Raw genomic sequence first — 23,848 nt, 5'->3', positions numbered from 1 at the left:
TTCCGGTCAGACAGGCTGGAGCAGGTTCGAAATCAGCGAGCGCCCCGCTTGACCTTCTCAACCCGTGTCGCGAGCGCGAGGAACGTCGCGACGAGTGTGAGCACGACGGCCCAGCCGGCCGCCAGGTCGTGTGCGGCGACAGCGTGGTCGGGGACGCCCGGCGCGACGAACGGTTCGGCCCGAAGCCAGGTGTGGTGGGGGCCATCGAGCAGCGGCCAGAAGTAGTCGACCACGTCGTTGAACCCGTACCACGCGAGCGCGACGGCGACCGAGCCGACCGAGAACGACGCGTAGCGGTGGATCAGGAACGCCTCGACGGCCATCGCGAGGTGGCTGAAGATGAGGAACCAGTAGAGCCACGGGGCGATCCCGGCGGAGCCGTTGAGGACGAGCTGGACGTACGGCGTCCACAGGCCGAGCTTGATGCAGCCGAAGAAGGCCAGCATGTGCAGCGGGTCGGCCTCGATATCGAGTCGCCAGGCGAGCAGCGAGAGGCCGATGAACATCGTCGCCACGGGCGAGTCGGGGATGAGCGGATAGGCGGCGGGCGACGCGGCGCCGAGTTGTCCCCCGAGCAGCGGGGGCGCGAGGTCGGTCGGTTGCCCGGCGTAGTACCAGAAGCCGAACAGCGTCCCGACGAGGTTGACGAGCGCGATGGGCCACGCGAGCCGCAGGCCGAGGTCCTCCAGCCAGTCGGGCAGCGGCGCGACGTAGCGGGGGAGCCCGTCGGCGTCGGGCAGCGGGGCGTCGAAGTACCGGGCGACGATGCGCTCGACGCGCCGGCCGACCCCGTCGGAGGCGGACATGGCAGACGGGACGGCCGCCGCCGGCAAAAACGGTAGTGATCCAGCCGGCGCTCGGCCGAGCGCTGCCCGACCGGCGGTCCGCCGATCCGTCGCGGCGGCCCCGTGGAGTCAGTCGATTCGCAGCCGCGCCACGGCCGAAGGAGCGAGGCCGACTTCGACCGTCCCGTCGTCGCTCACGGTTTCGGACGAGCGGTCGATCCGATAGGCGTCGGGCTCGGTCCGGGATTCCTGGCTGTCGTGGGGGCCTCCGGTCGGTTCGAGCACCTCGACAGTGACCGATCGGCCGGCCGCGTCGGCGCCGAGGTCGGCGGTCACGGTCCCCTCGTGGGAGAGGTTGCGGTTCGTCAGGAAGACCACCAGTTCCTCGTCGGCGTCGTCGACGACGGCTGTCGCGTCCACGTACGGGACCCCTTCCATCCGCTGGATCCGGGTGCCCAGTTCGGGGAGCGTCCGCGTCGGGCCGCCGACGTCGACGCCGAGGGCGTGCCACGACCGGCCGTCGGCGAGGACTTCGGCGTACAGTTGCTGGACCTGCGCGACGGGGGCAAGCGGTGTGGCGTTCGTCCCGCCGGTGTCGGGGAACTGCTTGATCGGCATGTGGGTGTGGGAGGCGCGGCGGACGGCGCCGCCCTGGCGGACGAACGCGCCGAACATCCCCGAGGTGTAGGCGGCGTTCGCGGTCGTCCCCATCCCGACGTCGGGCCAGTCCTCGCCGACGTGGACGTACAGGCCCCACTCACCGACGTTGATGACGAACGGGTCGACGCCGTGGGCCGCTGCGTCCTCGGCGAGGCCGGCCAGTTCCTCCTCGTACTGCGTCGGGTAGGCGACCAGCGTCTCGAGGTAATCCAGCCGCTCGGCGTCGTGCTCCTCGACCCACTCCTCGGGACTGTCGTCGTCACTCCGGCGGATGCCGAAGTTGTAGTGATGGGTGTCGACGCCGTCGATGCGATCACCGACTTCGGTGAACAGCGCCTCGGCCCACTCGTCGGCGTCCGCCTCGAAGCGCGTGTATCCGGGGTCGAGCAGATCCGCGAACACCGTAATTTCGGGGTCGACGGCGGTCATCGCGTCGTAGTAGGCGTCGGCACCCACTCGCTCGTCGGACCCGCGGGCGAACTCCCACGGGTCGGAGGTGTGGCCGAACTGCCAGTCGCCCCAGACCTCGTTGCCAACCTCCCAGTACTGCACGTCGAACGGCTCCTCGTAGCCGTGTTCGGCCCGAAGCGCGCCCATCTCCGTTTCCTCGGGGTCGCCGTTGCAGTACTCCACCCAGTCGGCGGCCTCCTGGGGGCCGATATCCTCCCACCAGCCGACCGTGATCATCGGCTCGACGTCGAGCTTCCGGCAGAGTTCGATGTACTCGGCCGTCCCGAGGAAGTTCGGTTCGAGGCCGCTCCAGCCGGGCGCCTCGCTGACGGGCCGGTCTTCGAGCGGACCGACGCCCTCGCGCCAGCGGTAGTGGCTCGCGAAGTTCCCGCCCGGCCACTTGATCGACTCGATTTCCAACTCCTCCATCCGCTCCAGCATCTCGGGATTGAACTTGCCGTCGACGGCGTCGCCGGACACGAGCATCACCCAGTCGAGGTCGACGTGGCCGTCCCCCTCGGCGACGAACTGGAGCCGGTACTCGCCGTGCGGGGCGGAGTTGTCGCGGAAGTTGCCCTCGGACCCCTCGGCGGGGTAGCGAGCGTCGCTCTCGCCGGCGAGTTCCAGCCGGAGGTCCTCGTGGCGGACCCACTCGCCGGTGACCGGAATCGACTCGGATGTGAGCACCTCGCCGTCGAAGTCGGTCAGTCGCGCCTCGACGACGTCGACGCCCTCGCCGCGGACCGAGACCGAGAGGTCGTACTCGGCTGTGCGGTAGTCCGGCAGGGGGACGCGCTGGGAGACGCCGCCTGCGGCGCCGTCGTCCCCAGCGCCTCCGGAGACGGTGATTCGCTGGAAATGGGCGTCGTCGCCACCGTGGACGCCGCCAGTAGGCATCTCGTAGTCGGCGTCGCCGATTGGTTGCCACGGGTAGGCGATGCCCTCGTGTTCGGGCAGGTCGTCCTCGTCGTAGGCGAGGCGGCTCCGCTCGGCGGTCTTCCGGTCGAAGCACCACGGCTCGAAGGAGTTGTTCGTCGCGTGTTCGGCGTAGATACCGGGGTAGATCTCGCGGCCGTAATGTTCGACGTAGGCCCCGAAGATCCGCGGGGAGACCGACCAGGCGCTCCGGTCGTCGGCGTCGACCGTCACCTCGGCCGCGAACGGCCCGTCCGTCGACTGCGTGTCCGTCATGCTCCGGCAAACGACCGACCGGACCAAGAGTGTTAACACACGGGGCGCGGCGGTGCCAGCACGCGCCGACCGCTATCGGCGGCGAACGATACTCGTTAAGTGATTCCGCAGCCAAGTCGAGGGTATGACCGACGAAACGGATCTTGAGGAACTCCGCCGCGGGACCGACCTCGTCAAGCGCGGGTTCGCGAAGATGCAGAAGGGCGGCGTCATCATGGACGTCGTGAACCGCGAGCAGGCCCGCATCGCCGAGGACGTGGGCGCCGTCGCGGTGATGAACCTCGAAGCCGTCCCGGCCGACATCCGCAAGCGCGGCGGCGTCGCCCGGATGGCCGACCCCGCCTCGCTCCGCGAGGTCATCGACGAAGTCTCCATCCCGGTGATGGGCAAGGCCCGCATCGGCCACACGAAGGAGGCCCAGATCCTCGAGGCCACGGGCGCGGACATGATCGACGAGAGCGAGGTCCTGACGCCCGCCGACGACCGCTACCACATCGACAAGCGCGACTTCACCGCCCCGTTCGTCTGCGGCGCGCGCAACCTCGGCGAGGCCCTCCGCCGCATCGACGAGGGCGCGGCGATGATCCGCACGAAGGGCGAGGCCGGCACCGGCGACGTGAACCAGGCCGTCCACCACCAGCGCAACATCAAGGGCGCCATCCGCGAGCTCGAGGGAGCGACCCACGAGGAACGCGAGAAGTGGGCCCGCGAGCACGAGGCGCCGGCCGAACTCGTCCACGAGACCGCAGAGATGGGCCGACTGCCGGTCGTCAACTTCGCCGCCGGCGGCATCGCGACGCCGGCCGACGCGGCGCTGATGATGCACCACGGCTGCGACGGCATCTTCGTCGGCTCCGGAATCTTCGGCGCGGAGGACCCCGAGGCGATGGGCCGCGCAATCGTCGAGGCCGTCAACAACTGGGACGACCCCGAGAAGCTCACCGAAATCTCCTCGAACATCGGCAAGGGCATGCAGGGCGACGCCAACGCCGACCTGCCCGAGGAAGAGAAGATGCAGGGCCGCGGCGTCTGAGCGGGTCGATATTCTCGGTCTTACTTACTCTTCGCCATTCGGCGTTTCGAACCGCTCCAGCGCCAGCGTCGCCGGGTCGAGGGCGTAATATGACTCCCAGACCGGCGCCAGTGAGACGACGCGGCTCTCCCCGACGGCCGCCTCGGCGTGGCGGTGGTGGTGACCCACGAGACACAGCGACGGCTCGACGGTCTCGATCAGTTCGTCGATCGGGTCACTGCCCGGGTCGTAGCCGTAGCTGATGAGGCCGTGGGGCGCCTCGTGGGTGAGCAGTACATCTACGTCCGCGCCGCGTCCGACCTCCATCGCGCGCTCGACTTCGCCGCGGGTGAAGTGGCGTCGACGGTCGCCGGCGAGTTCCGACCGGTCGAAGTCGTACCTCGTCGGCGCGTAGTTGCCGGAGAGACCGAGGACGGTCAACTCGCAAACTTCGGCGAGCCGACTGGCGAGCAGGTGGACGTTGCGCGCGTCCGCCGGCGGGTCGGTGCCGCGCAACCGATCGATCACGTCGAAGTCCTCGTTGTTGCCCGCGACGAACCACGTCGGGACGGGCAGGTCGTAGTGTTCGAGGTCGCCGACGTGGAGCGCTCGGTCGGCGTCGGCGCGCTCGTAGGCCGCGAGCAACTGCTGGAGGTTGTCGGGATCCGAAGCGTGGGCGTCGCCGAGAACGAGCATCGATTACCCCGCGGCGAGCAGGTCGTCGATGCGCCCCTCGAGGTGGTCGATCTCCTCGCGGAGTTCGTCGGCCTCGTCGTCGTCGAGTTCCTCCAGCCGGTCGCGAAGCCCGCGCAGGCGGGTGCGCTTCTCCGCGGAGTCGACGCCGGTCTTCTGGACGTAGTACTGATCGTGGACGTCGTAGACGTCCTCCTCGTCGATCTCCGTGGTGGCGACGACCACGTCGAGCTTGTCGGGATCGACGCCGAGCACCCACTCTCGTGGGACGTCCGCCTCGTCGAGGTGGTCGAAGATCTCTTCCTCGTCCTTCAGCCGGCGTCGCTTGCGGTGCGTGCGACTCACGGTGCCGAACTGGCCGCTGATGCGTCCCTCGGGACCGACGTAGTCGAGGAGTTCGTCGCCGACGTCCCGCCGGAGGTCGTCGGCGCCGCGCTGGACGTCCGAGAGGAGGACGTACAGGTCGATCGCGTCCGACGAAGAGAGCCCGCCGAGGTCAGTCGCGTCGTGGCGCTCCAGCCAGTCGGCGAGCAACAGGGCGTCGTCGTGGACGGACTCGGGCGGCCGGCGCACGTCCCACCGCGAGCGGACGAACGGGCTGTCGAACTCGGCGTCCGCGCCCGTTCCGGTTTCGCCCTCCTCGCCGGCCACCTCGAACTGGCCGCTCTCCACCTCGAATCCGGGTGCGAGCGACAGCACGGCCACGTACGGTCCGACGCCGGGCGGGAGCGAGTCGAGGTCGAGCGGGTCGGTCTCGACGCGGTCTGCGAGCGTCTCGAACTGCTCTCGTCGGAGGGTGCGCTGGCCGCCCTCGCGGACGGCGACGAAGATCGCCTCGTCGTCGGTCCGGTCGACCGAAAACACCCGCTCGTCGCCGGGGGTGACCAGCACCGCGTCGGGTTCCAGCGAGTCGCAGCGTTCGCGGAGCCGGCGCCATCGGGCGTCGAAGGACATATCGATAGTTCGGGTCTCGCGGGGAAAAGCGCGCTGCCGGCCACGGCGCGCTCCTGGAGTCGCCGCGCCGTCGGCGGGCCGCCAGTGCCGCGCTCAGGCCCCAGCCTCGCGATCGCCGTCGGTCGACGCGAAGGGGCCGTCGCATCGGCGCCGGAGATACCCGAGTCCGAGGCCGGTGAGGGTGGTGACGACGACTGGCGTGCCCGCAGTTACGACGAGGGCGATGAACGTCCCGACCATGCCGTAGGCGACAGCCGAAAGCAGCGTCCCCGCGATCAGAAGTGGCGTGATGAGCGAGACCTCCGGTGGCCAGTTGGTGACGAGCGGAGACATCATCCCGAGCACGGCGAGCGGCGGCGCGAGCACGAGCGTCATGACTCCGACGAGGAATCCGGCCAGCGCGTGCCCGCGGTACGTGCGCTCGGCGGTCCACGAGAGCGGGTAGCGCCAGACGATCGCTCCGGCACAGAACGCCGCGACCGTCGCGGAGACCACCAGCACTGACGCCGAGACGACGAAGAGGCCGTACGGACTGACGAACCGGACGTACGCGACCGTGTACAGCAGCGCCGACGCTGCGAACGCCACGCCCGCCCCGAGCGGCCGATTGGCGAGTCGTGCGACCCGACCTGTCACTCCCACGGACAGCCACCCATAGGACGTCATCAGGCGGGGTCCGTAAGTAGGTTTGGCGCCCGGGCTCGCCGGGAAGGCGCGTTCACCGGCCTGTTCGGCCGCTGCGGAGCGCCGTGTGAGCCGTTCGCTCGCGGCCTGAACAAACACAACGCCCAAGCCGCTCGATTCACTGGGACAGGGTATGTTCCAGGCGACGACCGTCGAGTCGGTCCGTGCGTTCCTCGCGGGATTCGAGACGCTCGGGGACCGACTGGGTGTGACGGTCCTGCTCATCGCGGGACTGGCCGTCGTCGGCTGGGTCGTCCTCCCGCGACTCGCGGTCAGGGCTCGCGATTCGGCGCTCCAGTGGGCGGTCAGCGGTGCCCTCCTGCGCGCCATCCAGCTCTCGCTGCTCGTCGGCGGGGGACTGTCGCTGCTCGTCCTCTGGGGACACGGCGCGTACATCGACGAGGGACTCAACAGTCTGAACGACCCCGCCGAGATGTTCGGGCGCGTCGTCGCGAGCATCCTGATCGCCTTCGCCGCCTACGCGGGCACGCGGTTCCTCTCGGACGCCGTCGCGAACCTCGGTCGCCAGACCGACTGGATGACCGACCACCAGGAGGAGATCGTCCTCCGGACCTCCCAGCTGGTCCTGTTCGGGTTCGCCGGTATCGTCGTCCTCAGCGTGTGGGGCCAGAACCTCGAGGGGCTGCTCGTCGGGGCCGGGTTCCTCGGCATCGTCGTCGGCTTCGCCGCCCGCCAGACGCTCGGGTCGCTCATCGCCGGGTTCGTCCTCATGTTCTCCCGCCCGTTCACCATCGGCGACTGGGTGCAGGTCGGCGACCAGGAGGGCATCGTCACCGACATCACCATCTTCAACACCCGGCTGGAGAACTTCGACGGCGAGTTCGTCATCATCCCCAACGACCGCGTGGCCGACCGCCCCATCACCAACCGCAGCCAGAAGGGCCTGCTGCGCATCCGCGTCGACGTGGGCATCGACTACGGGGCCGACCCCGAGCGCGCCCAGCAGGTCGCCGTTGAGGCCATCTCCGGCCTCCCCGAAGTCGTCGACTCCCCGGCCCCGCAGGTCTTCCCCAAGGAGTTCGGCGACTCGTCGGTCGTCCTCGAGATGCGCTTCTGGATCGACCACCCGACCCCGCCGCGCAAGTGGAAGGCCGTCTCCGCGGTCATCTCGGCCGTGAAGACGGCCTTCGAGGAGGAGGGCATCAAGATTCCTTTCCCCCAGCGGGAACTCACCGGTCGCGCCGAGCAGGGCGGCTTCCACGTTCGTGACGGCGACGGGACGACCGACGACGTCACCGACAGCGCACCGGATCCCCGCAGGAACGACTGACGCACGCGCTGGTCGCCGCCGGCTTCCGGAAAACGATCCGTCGTCCTATTCGACGCCGAAGTATCCCTCGATGACGAGCGCGAAGCCGACGATCCAGATCCCGGCCAGCGCCGTCACCGCAGCGACGTGGAACGCCCACGTGATCCCCTCACCACCCAGCAACGGCGTCGACATCGCTTCGCCGACCCAGGCCACCGGTCCGGCGGTCCCCTCCCGCGTCACCGCGACGAGGAAAGCCATCAGAACCGCCGGTCCGGCCGCGCCGAGCAACGCCAGCCCCAGCCGACGGCTCGTCCGAGCGACGCTCCGCGGTCGTCTCCCCCGCGTCACGAACGCGTCGGCGTCGGAACCGGAATGTGCCATGATACGCTATGTCACATCGCACCCGACTTAAACGTATCGTCCCGTGCCCGCAATTGGCACGGTCCCGGGACGTGAACGGACTGAACTGGCCGATTGGAGGCAACTGAAACAGCGTCGCGGGACAGTCGCGAGAATTCGAAGGACAACGGCGAACGTACCGAGGACCGCTCGCGTTCAGTCGGCGGGGCGTTCGAACTCGGCATCGGTCTCCTCTTCGAGGGCTTCCCGCTCGGCGCTCGGGAGAGCGCCCTTGAACCGCCGGAGGACGCGGCGGGCCTCGCTCACTTCGGCGTCGCCCAGCGCTTTGACGAGCGCCAGCGCGCGACGGGCGCGGGTCTTGCGCCAGGACTCCTCGCGGTGCTCGTAGGTCCGGATCGACCGCAGGAAGTCGACCTTCCGGAACTCCGGCCAGTAGGGGGTACAGAAGTAGACGGCCGCTTCGTTGCCGTTGGCGTGCCACGGCAGGAAGTTCGACGTCCGCTCGTCGCCGCCGGTACGGACGATCAGGTCGACGTCACGACTCGGTCCCCGGTAGAGGCGCTCCTCGACCGTCGCGACGTCGATGTCTTCGGTGTCGAGTTCACCCTCGCCGACCTCGCGGGCGACGTCGCGCGCGGCCGAGAGCAACTCGGCGCGACCCCCGTACGCGAGGGCGATGTTCAGGTCGAGTTCGTCGTAGTCGGCCGTGCGGCGCTCGGCGTAGTCGATCGCGTCGCGAACCCGGTCGGGGAGGCGCTGGGTCTCCCCGATGGCGCGGATGCGGACCTCCGAGTCGTGGACGCGGTCGGCGTCCGCGAACTCCCGAAGCTTCTCGCAGATCAGGTCGAACAGCGCCTCGTTCTGCTCGTCGGGGCGGTCGAAGTTCTCCGTGGAGAACGTGTACAGCGTCAGCTCGTCGACGCCGACTTCCTCGCACCACTCGAGGACCTGCTCGGTCGTCTGGGCGCCGGCGCGGTGGCCATCGGTGGCATCGTCGCCGTGGTTCCGCGCGTACCGGCGATTCCCGTCCTGGATGACCGCGACGTGGCTCGGTGCCCCCGAAAGCTCCCATTCGAGCAGTCGCTCGTAAGCCCGGGACGCCAACTGCCGCACTCGCTTCATCTGTTTGATATTCTTTCAGGCCAGCGATATGAGTGTTGTGCTTGGTAGACCCCCCGTCCCCGGAGCGACCCGAAGCGGTTTTGATACGGACGGTCCTACTCGACGAACGTTCAACCCAGATGACAGCGTGGCCATGATAGATCTCAGTGCCGGCGACAGCGACGCAGTGCCGACCGACGCCAGGGACGGGGTGGCAGGACTCGACGCCGATTCCCCGCGGATAGTCAGCATCAGCGACATCCACGGCTATCTCGACGACGCCCGCAGCGCGCTCACTGCCCTCGGCGACCACCCGGACTACGAGCCGCTTGTCGAGGCCGACGAGGAGGGGCGACTTCACTGGGCCGACGGCGACGACTCCGTCCTCGTCGTCAACGGCGATCTGGTCGACCGCGGCCCCGACAACGAGGGCGTCATCGACCTCGTCGAACGCCTCGCCCGTGAAGCCCCACCCGGCCACGTCCGCGTGACCCTCGGCAACCACGAGTGGGGCGTGCTCTTTCGCGACCTCGTCAGCTGGGGCGCGTGGTTCTCCGGCCAGCAGACCGACGCCGATCGACGGCAACTCTGTAACGCGGTCGAACGCGGCGAGGTTGTCGCGGCCTATCAGGGCTACAACTTCACCTACGCGCACGCCGGCCACGTCGCCGACTACGAGGCCGCGGCCGTCAACGACCAGTTCGTCGACGCCGCGCTCGAACTCCGCGAGACCGTCGGCGCTTCCGAGGACGACGAAACGCAACAGCGCCTCGTCGACGACTATCGGCGGATCCTCGGACTCGGCGGGGAGATCGGCCGCGGACCGGGCGCCGGCATCGCGTGGCTCGACTTTCAGTTTCTCCCCGGCAACGCACCGCCGCAGATCGTCGGCCACACGCGGCAGGACCGCCCCGTCCGGGAAGGGAACGTCGTCTGCGAAAACGTGATCCGCGCGAACCACGCGGAACCCGGCGGGGAGGCCGTCCTCGTCGAAACGCCCGACGAACTCGCGGCCGTCCGACGGACCGACGACGGCGACGTCGAGCGCTCGCCGTTCGAGATCCCCGAATCGGATTCTCCCTGAACCTGCGTTGTGCTGCGCCGCGCCGAGTCGATGCCCTGCTCGGTCCGGTCTGGGCTCACCGATAACGCTACCGCCGTAGCGTGTTAGCGCGCGAAAAGAGGATTTTCCGTCGAAGTCGTTCGCCCGTTCGTCAGTCGCTCGTGTCGATGGCGTCAGTCGAGGGCGTGTAGACGTTGTCCCGGATGTGCCCCCAGTCGTCGAAGGGGTCGCCGTCGGAGTAGCCGAGCACCTCGCGGCCGCTGTTGTAGTTCATGACGCTCGAATACTCGTCGTAGGGGACCTCCCTCGAGTCGACTCCCTCGTAGGTCCCGTGGCCGAGGCCGACGGAGTGACCGAGTTCGTGCATGAAGTGGTTCGCCTGGGACAGCGGCGGGTCGAGCGCCTTGCAGACCATCGCGCCGTTGCTGTTCCGGATGGACGAGAAGCCGGCGACGTCTCGGCCGTTCAGGTACGGGTCGACGACGAAGACGCCGTACCGGTAGCCCTTGCCGTTGGTGTCCATGTGCTCGGCCATGATCTCGTTGCGCTCGGTGAGGTTCGTCGTCGGCGAGCGGGCGATCTCGTCGTCGACGTCGACGTGCAGCGAGATGCCCCGCGAACCGTCCGGGTTGTCGACCGGCGCGTTCGCGTACTCCTCGACGACCATGTCGATCGCCTCCGCGGACGGCTTCCGTCCGCTCATGTAGTCGAGTTCGACGAAGACGTCGAACCGCGCGGGGTCGGCCTCCGCCATCGCCGGGTCGTCGGAGACTTCCTCGGCGTCCGAGAGCCCGTCGCCGTCGGTGTCGGTCACGGTCGGGTCGGAACCGTACTGGTTGACTTCGGGGCCGTCGCCGACTCCATCACCGTCTGTGTCGGCGACCAACGGATCCGCGTTCGTCGCGACCTCCCGACCGTCTGCTAGCCCGTCGTCGTCGGAGTCCGCGACCGTCGGGTCCGTTTCGTACTGGACCGCCTCGGCCTTGTCGTCCAGTCCGTCGTCGTCCGTGTCCGCGGCCGTCGGGTCGGTCTCGAGTTCACCGATCTCGTACTCGTCGTCGAGTCCGTCACCGTCCGTATCGAGCGCTGCGGGGTCGGTGCCGTGCTCGTGAACCTCCGCGCCGTCCGCGAGACCGTCATCGTCGGAGTCGGTCGCGGTCGGGTCGGAACCGTACTCGGTGACTTCCGGCCCGTCCGCGAGACCGTCCTCGTCCGTATCGGCCACGGTCAGGTTCGTCTCGTTCCGGACCTCGGCACCGTCGGCCAACCCGTCGTCGTCCACGTCCGCGTTGGCGGGGTCGGAGCCGTACTCGGTGACCTCTGCACCGTCGGCGAGGCCGTCCTCGTCGGTGTCGGTCGCCAGCGGGTCCGTCCCGTACTCGTCGACTTCCGCGCCGTCAGCGAGTCCGTCTTCGTCTGTGTCTGCGACCGTGGGGTCGGTTCCGGCGTCGATCTCCGCGCCGTCTGCGAGACCGTCGTCGTCGGTGTCGGCGTCGAGCGGGTCGGTGTCCAACTCCTCGATCTCCTGCCGGTCGTCGAGGCCGTCCCCGTCGGTGTTCGCGTCGGCGGGATCGGTTCCGTACTGGTCCATCTCCGCGCCGTCGGCGAGACCGTCGCCGTCAGTGTCCGGTTCCGCGGGGTCGGTGCCGGCGTCGACCTCCGTCCTGTCGTCGAGGCCGTCCTGATCGGTGTCAGTGGCGAGTGGGTCGGTCCCGTGGTCGTTCACTTCCGTCCCGTCGGCCAGTCCGTCCTCGTCGGAGTCGGCGGCCATCGGATCGGTCTCGCGGTCGTTCACTTCGACGCCGTCGGCGAGGCCGTCGTCGTCCGAGTCCCCGACCGCCGGATCGGTGTCGTAGCTGTCGATCTCGGCGCCGTCGGCCAGTCCGTCGCCGTCGGAGTCCGATTCGCCCGGGTCGGTGCCGTAGTCGTCGAGTTCTGCGGCGTCGGCTATCCCGTCATCGTCGGTGTCGGCGGCGAGGGGGTCGGTCCCGTGGTCGTTCGCTTCCGTCCCATCGACGAGACCGTCCCCGTCGGAGTCGCCCACTGTCGAGTCGGTGCCGGCGTCGACCTCCGCGCCGTCCACGAGGCCGTCGCCATCGGTGTCCGCGCTCGCGGGGTCGGTCCCGTACTCGTCGACCTCGGCGACGTCGTCGAGGCCGTCGTCGTCCGAGTCTCCGCTGTCCGGGTCGGTCCCGAGTTCGCGCTCCCGTTCGTCGGTCAGCCCGTCGTCGTCGCTGTCGGCCGCGGCCGGGTTCGAGTTCAGTTCGTTCACTTCGACGCCGTCGGCCAGCCCGTCGCCGTCCGAGTCGGCCGCGGTCGGGTCGGTGTCGTGATCGGTGACTTCCTCGCCGTCGTCGAGGCCGTCGTCGTCCGTGTCCGCGACCGCGGGATCGGTCCCGTGGTCGTCGATCTCGGTCCCGTCGGGGAGCCCGTCCCCGTCGGAGTCGATCGAACCGGGATTCGTCCCGTAGCGGTGTACTTCGTGCCCGTCGTCGATCCCGTCACCGTCGGAGTCCGACGTGAGCGGGTCCGTGCCCTGTGTCGCTTCTTCGCCGTCGTCCAGTCCGTCGCCGTCGGTGTCCGCGGCGAACGCGTTCGTGTCCGATGTGAGTTCCGTCGCCAGCGGGCGGCCGTCCCCGTCCGTGGAGACCACCCCCGCCGAGGCGCCGCCGACCGCGATCATCACCACGAAGATCGCGACCGCCGACTTTGCCTGCTCCATGAATACAGTCAATCCTACTTTCCTCGTATATACTTTTCTGTGCGCCGCTATTGGGTGTAAATAAATGCTGAATACGAGCGAGGTAGTTACCAGATAGCGGCGAACGAGTGGAGTTAGGTACCGATACAAACTGCTTGTAAACAGTCTGTAATTGCTATATTTAGTTGATTAACTCTAGGGACGGATCACTATTTACAGAAGATCTGAGGGGGGCAAAATTGGGACCTATTATAATATCTAGTAATGGTACAATTCCGTGTAGAGATATCTTCGGGCCTGAATTTGGATGTTCATTGATTGTTTTTAGGTGCTAGATAGTTATTCGGAGAGGCTTTACTGGATAATTACATGCAGAGTTTCTCACGGTCGGGTTGCATGTCACAGGTACGTCCCGGTGTAGGCTTGTGACGTCCTTCGCGGTCGCGCGGGTGCCCCATCACGCCACAGTACTGCTCATGTGGTGGTTCCATAGACTAAATTCGGCGACGGGTTCTGGCAAGTGTGGAAAAAGACTGCTGGTAGCGGGAACTCGTGAGATATGGGTGCATACCTTTGGACGCACCAGGCCACGCACAATGTCTATAGTTGCAATAGAGAGAGACGGAGTCTGTTGCTGGAACGTCGACAAATTGAACTACAGGAGCGAGTGACTTCCGACAGTGAAGGAACTGTCAGCTATCGAGGCCTGGAAAACGGAAAAGCCGTGAAGCTGATTAGGCGTCAGGACCGGTTGCAGACTTCAGCGTCGATGAAGTCTGACCATCCGGCGACTGGTACACAACATCGATCTCGTAGTCACCTTTGACAGCAACGACGAGCCTGTTACCAGAGGACACTCCGGACGCAGACACGTAGCTGTTCTGGTCCCCGTCACTTTCACTCCACGCACCCGACGAGTCCATGTCGTGGTCAGAGTCACTGAAGCTGGGACTCGTAGAAGGTGAATAGTCGGAGAAAAACCCGCTCCCGCGGACGTATAGATTCCCTGCTTCAATCGTTTCACCACTATCGTGGCTGATAGTCAGTAGACCGAAGTCTGAATTTGTAGAGTCGACTTCGTAATCGGTGCTAAAGCTTGCGGTCGGAGCAGCGTTTGTCTCCGGCCCCATACCGAGCACGAACGATGCGATGACGGCCGCGAGGATGACTGTGATCGCGACCATCAGGATCACGCCGATGACCGGCGACACTGCGTCGTCTTCCTGCAGCAGTTTCTTGATTTGCATACAAGTCGCAAGTTACTGGCCCTTACCATAAAGGGAGACTGTAGTTTTCTGGCAACAGCATTTCAGCGAGACCTATCAGGCTATTTCATCGCGAGATTATGCGTTCAAGAGGTTGTAGAACGGCCGTCTAAAAGTTTATATCGCTGAATTACCCGAAACTCAGCAATCGTATTGGGTTACTGAAACCAGTCCCATCGCACGATTCGATGAGAGTATCCGGCTGTGGCAGTGGTCGGACTGGCTGGCGGTCATCGTTGATCAAGCCCGTCTCCCCGTCTGCATCGTTCGCACCCCGTGTGGCCTCGATAGTTTCCGACCATCACGATGGTGCGGTCGATTCCCGTGAGGTTCCGAGTAAATCCGGGAGTTGTTTTCTCTTACACTACTGTGAAGATGGGGACACTCTCGATGGGCTGTACCTTGACCGGGCCAGCGTCCGCCATCGCTGGATTTCTTTTGCCCTCGATTTCGGGTCCCGCCCTGATCGGAGAGAAGACCGATATCTTCCGCTTCGCTCAGTCGTCCCTCGACATCGCGCTCCGCTCGACTACTCGACGGTACCACTCATCGACTATCACTTCGGGAGTGAGAAACGGCAGATTCAGAGAGTTCTACCCTCTACGTGATGAGGTCCGTTGAAAATGTGATGGGACCGCCGAGATTCGAACTCAGGTCCGACGCACCCCATGCGCCGAGGATACCGCTACCCCACGGTCCCGCGTATTGGCAGATGTGCCTCCCCTGATTAAGCCCTTCGCTTTCGACTCGTCAGACCAGCACCCGTTCGAGATCGATTACCACGCCCTCATCGGCCTCGGGATCGCCGGCGAGCGTGCCCAGACAGACCGCAGCACCGTCGGGCGTGTAGCACGCGAGCAGATCGCCGCGGAACACGTCGTCGACCTCCAGCAGCCCGGGCGCGTAGACGGGCGCGCCCTCGGCCACCTCGCGGGCGGCGCTCTCGGCGATGGTCGCGCTCGACAGGGAGACGAGGGCGCGTTCGGCCGGCTGGACGACCTCACGCAGCGGGTCGCTATCTCCCTCGTCGGCCCACGCGAGCGCGTCGGCGAGGTCGTACAGCGACGACAGGGCGGTGTCGTCGAACGGGCCGGTCGCCGTTCGGCGGAGGTGGCCCATGTGCGCGCCGGTGCCGAGCGCCAGCCCGAGGTCGTGACAGAGCTTTCGAATGTAGGTCCCGCTCTCGCAGCGGACCCGCAACAGGGCCTGTCGGTCTTCGACTTCGAGCGCGTCGAGGTCGTAGATCTCCCGCGAGCGCAGGCGCCGGACGACCGCGCTCTTCTTGGGGGGTTTCTGGTAGATTTCGCCCTCGAACTCGGCGAGGACCGCTTCGAAATCAGCGGGCGCGGGGCCGTGAAGTTCGAGAACGGCGACGTACTCCTTGACGCTGTCGTCGAAGACCTGGGCCATCCGCGTGGCGTCGCCCAGGAGCATGGGGAGACAACCGGTCACCTTCGGGTCGAGGGTTCCGGCGTGGGCGGCGCGGTCGACGCCGACCATGTCGCGGACCCACGCGGCGACCTGGTGGGCCGAAGGACCCGGCGGCTTGTCGAGGTTGACGACGCCGAAATCGAGGAGATCGTCGACCGAGCGGTCGTCGGGCGGGCCGCGAAGCGCCATCAGAAATCGTACTCGACGGAGGTGACAGGCGTTTTCCCCTCGTCGTCGGCCGGGTCGTAGGACTCGACCGCCGAGAGCGCGATCTCGACTTCCGTCTCCGGACTCCACCGCGAGGTGTTGATCACGAGATCGTAGATAGAGCGGTCCTCGATGTCGATGTTGTAGTACTCGCGGTAGCGTCTGGCCTCGCTCTCGGCGCGCTCTTCGGTCTCCCGCTGGGCGGTGTCGACGGTCTTGTCCTCGCGGTCGGCGATACGGTCGATCCGCACCTCGAAGGGCGCGTCGAGCCAGAACTTCAGGTCGGCGTGGTCGCCGGCCATCCAGCCGGCCAGCCTGGATTCGAGGACGAGGTCGTCGCGTTCGCTCGCGATCTCCCGGAGGCGGCGGTCGAGGTCGCGGTCGACCTGGTCGTCCTCCTCGGCGAGTTTGTTGAACTCGACGAGCGAATGGCCGCGTTCGTCGGCTAGCGACCGGAAGATGTCGCCGCCGCTGACGTAGTCGTACCCCAGCGCGTCGGCGAGCGCCTCGGCGAAAGTCGTCTTGCCGCTCCCGGCGGGGCCGGAGACGGTTATCAACATACCTGACGTGCGGGCGGTCGGTAAAAAGACGTTACGAACGACCGTTTCCCATGTGACCGCCTACACCGTCGAGCAATGCAGATCCGCCTGCCGATCGCACGTGCGTAGAATACCGACACAGGATCGTTCGGTAGCCCCCAGTTCGACACGACATCCGTTCGAATCATTTCACGAACGGATGTCATGTATGTTTGGGATAATTATTTAGAATGTGTATTTCTACGTCCTGTCGATGACGCGTGATTCTGAGAGCGAAGGTGGCACAGCGGACAACAGTCCGGGTGGGCTGGCCCGGCGACGGTTCCTCGCCGCGCAGTCGATGCTCGCCGTCGGTTCGGTGACGGGACTGGGGACCGCCACTGCGACAGCACAGTCGGAGGAGTCCGTCGAGAACACGGTGACGGTCGACACCGACGAGCGGTCGGGGGAAGTCCACGACACGCTGTTCGGGCGGCTGAACGAACACTACGGGGACGCGACGATCTATCCGGGGGTGTACTCGCTCCACGTGATGAACCCGACGTTCTGGCGGGTCCCCGACTACTGGTTCAGCGCCGAGATCGACACGTTCTACGAGGTCGAACGCCACGACACGCTGCCGTACCCGTGGGAACCCGTGGACGGGTCGGGCGTGAGCTTCGAACACCGGACCGACGGGGAGCGCGTCGCCGGCGGGGAGACGCCCCACGGCACCGTCGGCTACGAGCGGATCTCCGTCGACGACACCGACGCGACCGGTGGTCTGAGACAACGAATCGTCCTCCCCGACTACCGGACGCTCGGGTACGATCTGGAATTTTCGGTCCGCGGCGACGTCGACGCCGTGACAGCGACGATCACCACGCTCGACGGCGACGTGCTCGCCGAGACCGAGGTTGAAGTCGACGACGAGTGGGAGCGACACGAACCGACCCTCGAACTCGACGAGGCCAGCGGCGACGAGTACGCCGGCGGAACGGCCGGGAACATCCAGACTCCCTGCGGCCAGTACGCCGTCGAGTTCACGGCCGAGGGCGAGGGTCACTTCGACATCGACTTCGTCGAACTCGCGGCCGACGACGCGGTTAACGGGAAGTTCAACCCCCTGACGGTCGAACTGCTGGAGGACCAGAACGGCACGTGGCTGAAGTGGCCGGGCGGGAACGTCACCAGCCAGTACAACTGGCGCGACGGCGTCGGCCCGCTGGAGGAGCGCACGCCGCGGTTCAACCACGCCTGGCAGGGGATGCAGCCCAACTTCCTCGGTACCGCCGAGTACCTCGAACTCTGCGAGGTCGCCGATCTGGTCCCGGAGATCACCGTCGGCTGGTGGGGCAACCCGCCGGAGTGGGCCGCGGAGCGGCAGATACTCCCCGAGGACGCCGCCGACTGGGTGGAGTACGTCAACGGCGACGACGACACCGAGATGGGCGCGCTGCGCGAGGAGCACGGCCGCGAAGAGCCGTGGGACGTCGAGCACTGGGGCGTGGGCAACGAGGTCTGGGGCGACTGGCAGTTCGGCCACACGCCGGACCCCTCGGAGTACGCCACCGGTTCCGACGAGCGGATCGGCTTCGAGGCCTACTCCGAAGCGATGCGCGAGGTCGACGGCGACATCACCGTGATCGCGAGCGGCTGGGACCCCGCGGAAGCCGAGCACAACGACACGCCGTGGAACGAGACGCTGTTCGAGGAGCTATCGCTGGAGACCCTCGACGGCGTGAACGTCCACCGCTACCAGTGGGGGCTGGACAGTGCAGACGAGGTCGAGACGTGGAAGAGCGAGAACGACGCCGACGACTGGGACTACAACGAGGTGCTCGTGATGGCCGCGACCCAACTCGGCGAGCAACTCGGCGAACTCGGCGAGCTGGCTGCGGAGTCGGGTTACGACGACTTCTACGTCAATCTCAGCGAGATCGGCATCTTCCCGACCGTCGCGGAGGGAGCCCCCTATCCCGGGCCGGAGACGATGCCGGGCGCCTCCTACGTAGCGGGCGTCCTCAACGCCTGCATCCGCGAGGAGAGCGTCGACTGGGCGGCCCAGACGTGGGTTCCCCTGAAGACGTGGGTGCCCGTGAAGACCAACGAGAACCCGCCGGACCCGAACCCGCTGCGGCCCGACGGCTCGGTGACCGGACTGTACTCGGCGGTCTTCGAGGCCAGGGCCGAGTGGCGCTCGGTCGGCGTCAGTGCGTCGGGCGCGAGCCGCGACCTCCCCGACACGGGGCCGCGGATCAACCCGATGTCGGACGTCCCGTACGTCGACGCCGCGGCGATGCAGGACAAGCGAGGCAAGGAACTGGCCGTCTTCCTGACCAACCGGAACCTGCGCGCCTCGAGCGAGGTCACCGTCGAACTCGGCGACCGATACGCCCGCGGGCCCGTCGAGGTGGTCAAACTGGAACCCGCCAGCGAGGAGCGCCCGCTGCCCCACGAGTTCCCCACCTCGTGGGACGAACCGACGAACCACGCGGTCGTCCACACCGTCGAAGAGGTCGACAGCGACGGCACGGTGACTCTCGACCTCGGGCCGGCATCTATCGCCCGCCTGTACGTCGACAACGACCGCGGCCGAGCCGACATCATCGGCGACAACGGCGTCTGGCACGGCCTCGACGGCGAGGAGGACATCCCGATCGAGAACAATCGCTCGCCAGGTCGCGGGAAGGGCCGAGGCAAAGACAGAGACGGGGGCCGAGACGAGGGTCGGGGAAAGGAGAGAGACGACGACCGAGACGACGAAGAGAGGGGCAACGGCCGCGGTCGTTGAACGAACGGCGATCGCTTCCGGCGGCTTTCGGGGCTTCTCACGGGCTGGGAAGCCCCGGCTGGGCATATATGGTGCGTCCGCGTACGTTCGGGTGACGGTAGCTCCCCGGAGGCCAATCATGGAACACACCCCAGCGGAAGACGGATCGAAGCGGCTCCCGGCCGTCGACGCGGACGACGCGCCGACGCTCACGGCGGAAATCATCGATCCCTCGGACGGCCCCGCCGAGTGTACGATCTTCCCGCTCGACGGGTCCGACACGGAGCTCGTCACCCAGTGGATCACGGCCAGAGAAGGCTCGTTCGTCAGTCTCGCCGAGCGGCGGTAACGTCCCTCCACGGCGTCGAGTGGCCCTGACCGGCTACCCGAGCAGATATCGCGTCCACGGGTAGCGTTCGACCAGCGGCTGGCCGCCGACCTCGTACTGTTCGATGTAGGCGTCGAGCCCGAGGATGCGGCCGGCGCCGAAGGCGGCGACCGAGAGGAACACGAGCATGTACGCGAAGTCGCCGTTGATGTAGCCGTGACCGATGTCCCAGTTCCCCAGATAGAACATGAGCATCATGAACGCGCCCCAGAAGGCGGCCAGCCGGGTGAGACAGCCGACGATCAGCCCGAGCCCGATGAGAACCTCGCCCCACGGGACGGCGATATTCACGAAGTCCACGAACCACGACGTCTCGCCCATCGTGACGAACAGATCGGCGACCGGACTCCCGTTCGCCGGCGGCGCGTTCTGGAGGTAGCCAGCGGCGCTGAAACTTCCGGAGAGCACCTTGTCGATCCCGCTCTGCAGGAACGCCAATCCCATCATCAAACGGAGCGCGAGGATGAACCAGACGCTGAGCGTGTGCAGTCGACCGCTCGCGGTGAATCCGCCGATCGTGCTCTCCAGACGCACCTCTCGAGATGACATAGTGAACTGAACACTATTCCGTAAGTCTCTTAAGTGTACTCCCGCCCCGTCGGGAGCAGGGATCCGCGAATATCGGCTCGAAACCGCTCGCCGCGTCGGAGTAGACGGCGGGAGACGGTCTGGATATTCCGTACGTAACCGTCTCGCTCGGATCGTCTTCCGGTTACAGCCGCGATTGTCGAGATGTAATTGCGGTTTCGCGAAGTCCGGCTGTCCGATACGTACCGGTTTCTCCGTCGTCCGAGAAAGCCTTTGGCCGTTCCAGCCCGATCTACGGTATGGATCCCTCCGTCCTCGACGCCGTCGATCGGGCGATCCTGTATCACCTCCAGCAGGACGCTCGTCGCTCGCTGACGGACATCGCCGAAGCGGTCGGCGTGACCGCCAACACGGTGCGAAACCGGATCAGCGATCTCGAAGCCGAAGGCGTGATCGAGGGGTACCAGGTCAACGTCAACTACGACTCCGCCGGCGTCCAGCACTACTTCATGTTCGTCTGCTCCGCCCCGGTGAGCCGACGCGAGAAGCTCGCCGAGATGGCGAAGGGGAAACCCGGAGTCGTCGAGGTTCTCACTCTCATGACCGGCCGGAACAACGTGTACATCCTCGCGGCAGAGACCGAAAAAGAGGCGATAACCGACCTCGCCTTCGAGCTGGACGAGGCCGGCCTCGACATCGAAAGCGAACACCTGATCAAACACCACGAGCGGATCCCCTTCGCCGGCTTCCGTCTGGACGAGACCGTCTGACCACCACCGCATCCTACGACGCTGTGGTTGCTCCTCCGAATCGCCGTCGAAATTTCGGAAAATTAACCTCTTTTATACTTATGGTTAGGTTTTTCCCTGTCCTCACAGTACGCATCGGCGATGAGTTCTCGCCGACCAGTCGCCTCGGAGGCGTCGGTGTTCCGACCCGCAGCCGACCAGTGTCCACTGGGCAATCTTCCATCCGGAGGTGATACCGCCGGTCGAACGTCCCCATCTCGCGGCCAGCGTTCGCAGACACGACGACAGCACCACCGCACGTACCTCGATAGCCGAACTACTCCAGCCTGAACGGTTCAATGGATCACTTCATCGAATGCGACGACTGCGGGTTCGTGCTCGTCACCGAACCCGATTCCTCGCCCGTGCCGAAACGCGTCGACTCGTGTCCGGACTGCGGCGGAACCAGTTTCGCGTTCCCGGACTGACCGACGGGTTTTCTCGAAGTGAGTGGCGCCGCTGTCGGTGGGCCTGCGGTTGCTACCAGCGATAGCAGCATCGAAAACCGCCGTGGAGAAGCCCTCGGCCGTCAGGACGAACTCGGCGTCGTCTGGACGTTGAGCGCTTTGCGGACGATCTGGGTGAAGCTCATCGAGCAGACGAAGTACCAGATGATCCACGCCCACATCGGCCCGATGCGGTTGCTCCAGCTCTCGATGCCGCCGATGATCGGCAGCACCATCACCGGCGGTTCGCCGGAGACCATCGCGCCCGTGCGGACCATGTAGTAGATCCACAGGAACACGGGGATGTTGACGAGCATGATCCAGACCATCGGGCGGAACTGCTCTTTGAACATGCCGAGCTGGTCGCCCATGGCCTCCATCTGCTCTTCCTGAATCTCTTCGAGGGCCTCGTCGTCACCGCGCTCCTTGGCGGCCTTGCGACGCTCCTGGATCTCCTGCATCTGTTCCTGGTACTCGCCCATCTTGTCCATGTTCATGAGCTTGCCCTGCAGGAGCGTCGAGTTGAGCCCCGTGAACACCGCGAGCACGAGGATCATGATGTAGAAGGGGAGGACGTCGGCCAGCGGGCCGAGGACGATGTCGAGGACGCCCCCGACCGTGTTACGAATGGGCGCCTGCGAGTACCCGAGGAACAGGGAGATGGTCCCCAGAGCAGCCATCTTGTCCCAGCGGGACCACCCCCCGTCTTCGTCGTCGGACGAGGACGTGGAGGCGGATTCGACATCGCTGGACCCGGCGTCGCTGGGCCCCGAGGAGCCGCTCCCGGTCGACCCGCCGCTCTCGGGCGGCGCGTCGTCGCCGAGCGCCTGGCGGACGCCTTCGGGGTCGTCGACGACGAACCCCTCGCCGTCGACGTCGACGAGGATGCCCTGCTCGATGAGCCGGCCCCACTCGCCGCTCGTGATGTCGCCGCTGACGTCAGCCCACTGAACGGTGCCCTTGTCGTCGGCGACTTCGAGCACGCGCGCCAAGGCGTCGGCCATCGACTGGCTCTCCTCGGCCAGCGACGCCGCTTTTTCTTCGATCCGTGCCATTGCTACGTACCTCGGAGCTTCTGCGTTATCAAGTTTTTACTCTGGCCCCGTCGGCGACCGTCTCGCTGGGACGGCCGATCGGGACGGAAAACCGCGATTCAGGCGTTCGATTCGACGGCCGCCCGCACGTCCTCCCAGACCTCGTCCGGCGTCTGGTCGCCGTCGACCTCGACGTATCCGGTGTGGTCGGCGTAGTGTTCGAGGACCGGCTCGGTGTCCTCCTGGTAGACGTCCAGGCGGTTGCGAACCGACTCTTCCTGGTCGTCCTCGCGCTGGTAGAGTTCGCCGCCGCACTTGTCGCAGACGCCCTCCTCCTCGGGCGGGCTGAACTCGACGTGGTAGTTGGCGCCGCACTCGGAACAGACGCGACGGCCGGTGAGTCGCTCGACGAGGACCTCGCGAGGCACGTCGAGGAAGAGGACGACGTCGAGGTCGGTCATGTCCTCGAGCGCCTCGACCTGGTGTTCGTTGCGCGGGTAGCCGTCGAGGACGAACCCGTCGAGATCGGTGATGAGTTCCTCGACCATCGCGTCGACGACCTCGTCGGGCACGAGTTCGCCCTTGTCCATGTACTCGCCGGGCGTATCGTACTCGACGTCCATGTCGCTGATGTCCATGTCCTTGTTCTGGCGGAACGCGTCGCCGGTCGCGGCGTGTTCGACGCCGAACTCCTCGGCGAGCCGCTCGCTCTGTGTGCCTTTCCCCGCACCGGGCGGACCGAGAATCAGGATCTTCGGATTCATACTCCGGGCTTCGACGCACCTCCTCTTTTTAGTGTCGTTCTGGGCGCCCGGCGGCCGGCCCACGTCGCTTGCAGCGGTATCCTTACAGTGTCGCCGCGAGCACTCCCGCGAATGGACGAACGCGTCCGCCGCACGGTCGAGACCTACGAACGCGTCGCGGAGCAGTACGCACGTCTGCACGATGACCGCGCCGTAGTCGCCGACCTCGTCGAGCAGTTCGTCACCGCCGTCGACGAGCGTGACGGCCGCGGTGACGATCAGACCGACCGGGAACGCCCGCGCGTGCTCGACGTGGGCTGTGGCCCGGGCTGGGAGTCGGAAGCCTTCGCCGAAGCGGGGTTCGCCGCCGTCTCGTTCGATCTCACCCGGCGCTTTCTCGAACAGGCGCGCGACCGGGTTCCCGACGGTACGGTCGCCCGCGGTGACATGCGTGCGCTCCCGTTCGCCGACGACGCCTTCGACGGCCTCTGGGCCTGTGCGTCGCTACTGCACGTCCCCGAAGCCGAGGTCCCGCCGACCGTCGCGGCGTTCGAGCGCGTCCTCGCCGACGGCGGCGTCGCGCTCGTCTCCCTGAAGCGCTCCGACGGGGACGACGGTCGCGACGAGAGCCCCTACGACGACGACAGACGCCACTTCGAGCGTTACGACGCCGAAACCGTTACCGATCTGTTCTCGGACGCCGGGTTCGCAGTCCGGAACGTGGACACGAACGACGGCTGGGTCGCCGTGTGCGCGACCGCCTGAGGGAACTATCGTCAGGGACCCCGACTATCTGAGAG

Annotated in this window: 22 protein-coding genes and 1 tRNA gene; 8 read left to right on the top strand and 15 right to left on the bottom strand. The window is 66.5% G+C overall.

Going from position 1 to position 23,848, the window contains the following annotated elements; all coding sequences use genetic code 11:
- Positions 1-32: 32 nt before the first annotated feature.
- Together AB2U09_RS08540 and AB2U09_RS08535 are read right to left on the bottom strand one after the other, a co-directional pair.
- Entirely contained in the window at positions 33-806 is a 774-nt protein-coding gene (locus AB2U09_RS08540) for a DUF1405 domain-containing protein (RefSeq protein WP_459192286.1), read from the bottom strand.
- 108 nt (positions 807-914) lie between these two features.
- Complete coding sequence (locus AB2U09_RS08535; protein ID WP_459192285.1) at positions 915-3,086, bottom strand: alpha-L-arabinofuranosidase family protein; 2,172 nt, start codon at positions 3,084-3,086, stop codon at positions 915-917.
- Positions 3,087-3,210: 124 nt separating this feature from the next.
- Here AB2U09_RS08535 and pdxS point away from each other — a divergent pair, with 124 nt between their 5' ends.
- On the top strand, positions 3,211-4,119 hold the full coding sequence (pdxS, locus tag AB2U09_RS08530; RefSeq protein ID WP_459192284.1) for a pyridoxal 5'-phosphate synthase lyase subunit PdxS: 909 nt from the start codon (positions 3,211-3,213) through the stop codon (positions 4,117-4,119).
- 24 nt (positions 4,120-4,143) lie between these two features.
- On the opposite strand, the gene AB2U09_RS08525 is transcribed toward pdxS, so the two are convergent.
- The 3 genes from AB2U09_RS08525 to AB2U09_RS08515 form a co-directional block, all read right to left on the bottom strand.
- A complete protein-coding gene (locus AB2U09_RS08525; protein WP_459192283.1) occupies positions 4,144-4,794 on the bottom strand; it encodes a metallophosphoesterase family protein in 651 nt (216 codons plus the stop codon).
- Between the two features lie 3 nt (positions 4,795-4,797).
- Positions 4,798-5,745, bottom strand: a complete 948-nt coding sequence (locus tag AB2U09_RS08520) for a DUF7983 family protein (RefSeq protein ID WP_459192282.1) — start codon at positions 5,743-5,745, stop codon at positions 4,798-4,800.
- 93 nt (positions 5,746-5,838) lie between these two features.
- Positions 5,839-6,411 carry a hypothetical protein gene (locus tag AB2U09_RS08515; RefSeq protein ID WP_459192281.1) on the bottom strand — a complete coding sequence of 191 codons (573 nt, stop codon included), beginning with the start codon at positions 6,409-6,411 and terminating at the stop codon, positions 5,839-5,841.
- A 151-nt stretch (positions 6,412-6,562) separates the two neighbouring features.
- Here AB2U09_RS08515 and AB2U09_RS08510 point away from each other — a divergent pair, with 151 nt between their 5' ends.
- Positions 6,563-7,720, top strand: coding sequence for a mechanosensitive ion channel family protein (locus AB2U09_RS08510; RefSeq protein ID WP_459192280.1), 1,158 nt, complete (start codon positions 6,563-6,565; stop codon positions 7,718-7,720).
- Positions 7,721-7,765: 45 nt separating this feature from the next.
- On the opposite strand, the gene AB2U09_RS08505 is transcribed toward AB2U09_RS08510, so the two are convergent.
- Both AB2U09_RS08505 and uppS read right to left on the bottom strand, forming a co-directional pair.
- Positions 7,766-8,083, bottom strand: coding sequence for a hypothetical protein (locus tag AB2U09_RS08505; protein WP_459192279.1), 318 nt, complete (start codon positions 8,081-8,083; stop codon positions 7,766-7,768).
- Positions 8,084-8,257: 174 nt separating this feature from the next.
- Entirely contained in the window at positions 8,258-9,184 is a 927-nt protein-coding gene (gene uppS, locus AB2U09_RS08500; RefSeq protein ID WP_459192278.1) for a polyprenyl diphosphate synthase, read from the bottom strand.
- Positions 9,185-9,317: 133 nt separating this feature from the next.
- Between uppS and AB2U09_RS08495 the strand changes: the two genes are divergently transcribed.
- Positions 9,318-10,247, top strand: coding sequence for a metallophosphoesterase (locus AB2U09_RS08495; RefSeq protein WP_459192277.1), 930 nt, complete (start codon positions 9,318-9,320; stop codon positions 10,245-10,247).
- 130 nt (positions 10,248-10,377) lie between these two features.
- On the opposite strand, the gene AB2U09_RS08490 is transcribed toward AB2U09_RS08495, so the two are convergent.
- From AB2U09_RS08490 to cmk, 5 genes are all read right to left on the bottom strand, one after another.
- The gene (locus AB2U09_RS08490; RefSeq protein WP_459192276.1) at positions 10,378-12,948 is read right to left on the bottom strand and encodes a hypothetical protein; all 2,571 of its coding nucleotides are present in this window, start codon (positions 12,946-12,948) and stop codon (positions 10,378-10,380) included.
- A gap of 713 nt (positions 12,949-13,661) precedes the next feature.
- Positions 13,662-14,174 carry a type IV pilin domain-containing protein gene (locus tag AB2U09_RS08485; RefSeq protein ID WP_459192275.1) on the bottom strand — a complete coding sequence of 171 codons (513 nt, stop codon included), beginning with the start codon at positions 14,172-14,174 and terminating at the stop codon, positions 13,662-13,664.
- Between the two features lie 647 nt (positions 14,175-14,821).
- Positions 14,822-14,892, bottom strand: a tRNA-Pro gene (locus tag AB2U09_RS08480).
- Positions 14,893-14,942: 50 nt separating this feature from the next.
- Positions 14,943-15,812, bottom strand: coding sequence for an RNA-guided pseudouridylation complex pseudouridine synthase subunit Cbf5 (locus AB2U09_RS08475; RefSeq protein ID WP_459192274.1), 870 nt, complete (start codon positions 15,810-15,812; stop codon positions 14,943-14,945).
- The gene (cmk, locus tag AB2U09_RS08470; protein ID WP_459192273.1) at positions 15,812-16,390 is read right to left on the bottom strand and encodes a (d)CMP kinase; all 579 of its coding nucleotides are present in this window, start codon (positions 16,388-16,390) and stop codon (positions 15,812-15,814) included. The genes AB2U09_RS08475 and cmk overlap by 1 nt, the downstream gene beginning before the upstream one ends.
- Before the next feature lie 232 nt (positions 16,391-16,622).
- On the opposite strand from cmk, the gene AB2U09_RS08465 reads away from it, so the two are divergent.
- Both AB2U09_RS08465 and AB2U09_RS08460 read left to right on the top strand, forming a co-directional pair.
- Positions 16,623-19,142, top strand: coding sequence for an alpha-L-arabinofuranosidase family protein (locus AB2U09_RS08465; RefSeq protein WP_459192272.1), 2,520 nt, complete (start codon positions 16,623-16,625; stop codon positions 19,140-19,142).
- A gap of 118 nt (positions 19,143-19,260) precedes the next feature.
- Positions 19,261-19,470 carry a DUF7511 domain-containing protein gene (locus AB2U09_RS08460; protein WP_459192271.1) on the top strand — a complete coding sequence of 70 codons (210 nt, stop codon included), beginning with the start codon at positions 19,261-19,263 and terminating at the stop codon, positions 19,468-19,470.
- Between the two features lie 33 nt (positions 19,471-19,503).
- Here AB2U09_RS08460 and AB2U09_RS08455 read toward each other — a convergent pair whose 3' ends face one another.
- On the bottom strand, positions 19,504-20,058 hold the full coding sequence (locus tag AB2U09_RS08455; protein WP_459192270.1) for a DoxX family protein: 555 nt from the start codon (positions 20,056-20,058) through the stop codon (positions 19,504-19,506).
- 278 nt (positions 20,059-20,336) lie between these two features.
- Here AB2U09_RS08455 and AB2U09_RS08450 point away from each other — a divergent pair, with 278 nt between their 5' ends.
- Both AB2U09_RS08450 and AB2U09_RS08445 read left to right on the top strand, forming a co-directional pair.
- Positions 20,337-20,807 (top strand): Lrp/AsnC family transcriptional regulator, encoded by a 471-nt coding sequence (locus tag AB2U09_RS08450; RefSeq protein ID WP_459192269.1) that lies wholly within the window; start codon positions 20,337-20,339, stop codon positions 20,805-20,807.
- A gap of 317 nt (positions 20,808-21,124) precedes the next feature.
- Positions 21,125-21,253, top strand: a complete 129-nt coding sequence (locus tag AB2U09_RS08445; protein ID WP_459192268.1) for a hypothetical protein — start codon at positions 21,125-21,127, stop codon at positions 21,251-21,253.
- 101 nt (positions 21,254-21,354) lie between these two features.
- On the opposite strand, the gene AB2U09_RS08440 is transcribed toward AB2U09_RS08445, so the two are convergent.
- Together AB2U09_RS08440 and AB2U09_RS08435 are read right to left on the bottom strand one after the other, a co-directional pair.
- Positions 21,355-22,326, bottom strand: coding sequence for a DUF106 domain-containing protein (locus tag AB2U09_RS08440; protein ID WP_459192267.1), 972 nt, complete (start codon positions 22,324-22,326; stop codon positions 21,355-21,357).
- Positions 22,327-22,424: 98 nt separating this feature from the next.
- On the bottom strand, positions 22,425-23,069 hold the full coding sequence (locus AB2U09_RS08435; RefSeq protein WP_459192266.1) for an adenylate kinase: 645 nt from the start codon (positions 23,067-23,069) through the stop codon (positions 22,425-22,427).
- 111 nt (positions 23,070-23,180) lie between these two features.
- On the opposite strand from AB2U09_RS08435, the gene AB2U09_RS08430 reads away from it, so the two are divergent.
- Complete coding sequence (locus tag AB2U09_RS08430; protein ID WP_459192265.1) at positions 23,181-23,813, top strand: class I SAM-dependent methyltransferase; 633 nt, start codon at positions 23,181-23,183, stop codon at positions 23,811-23,813.
- The last annotated feature ends 35 nt before the right edge of the window (positions 23,814-23,848 follow it).

The sequence above is a fragment of the Halosimplex yunnanense genome (genome assembly GCF_054504345.1).
The sequence above is the reverse complement of the archived record's forward strand: the minus strand, read 5'-3'. Positions and strand labels throughout refer to the sequence as shown.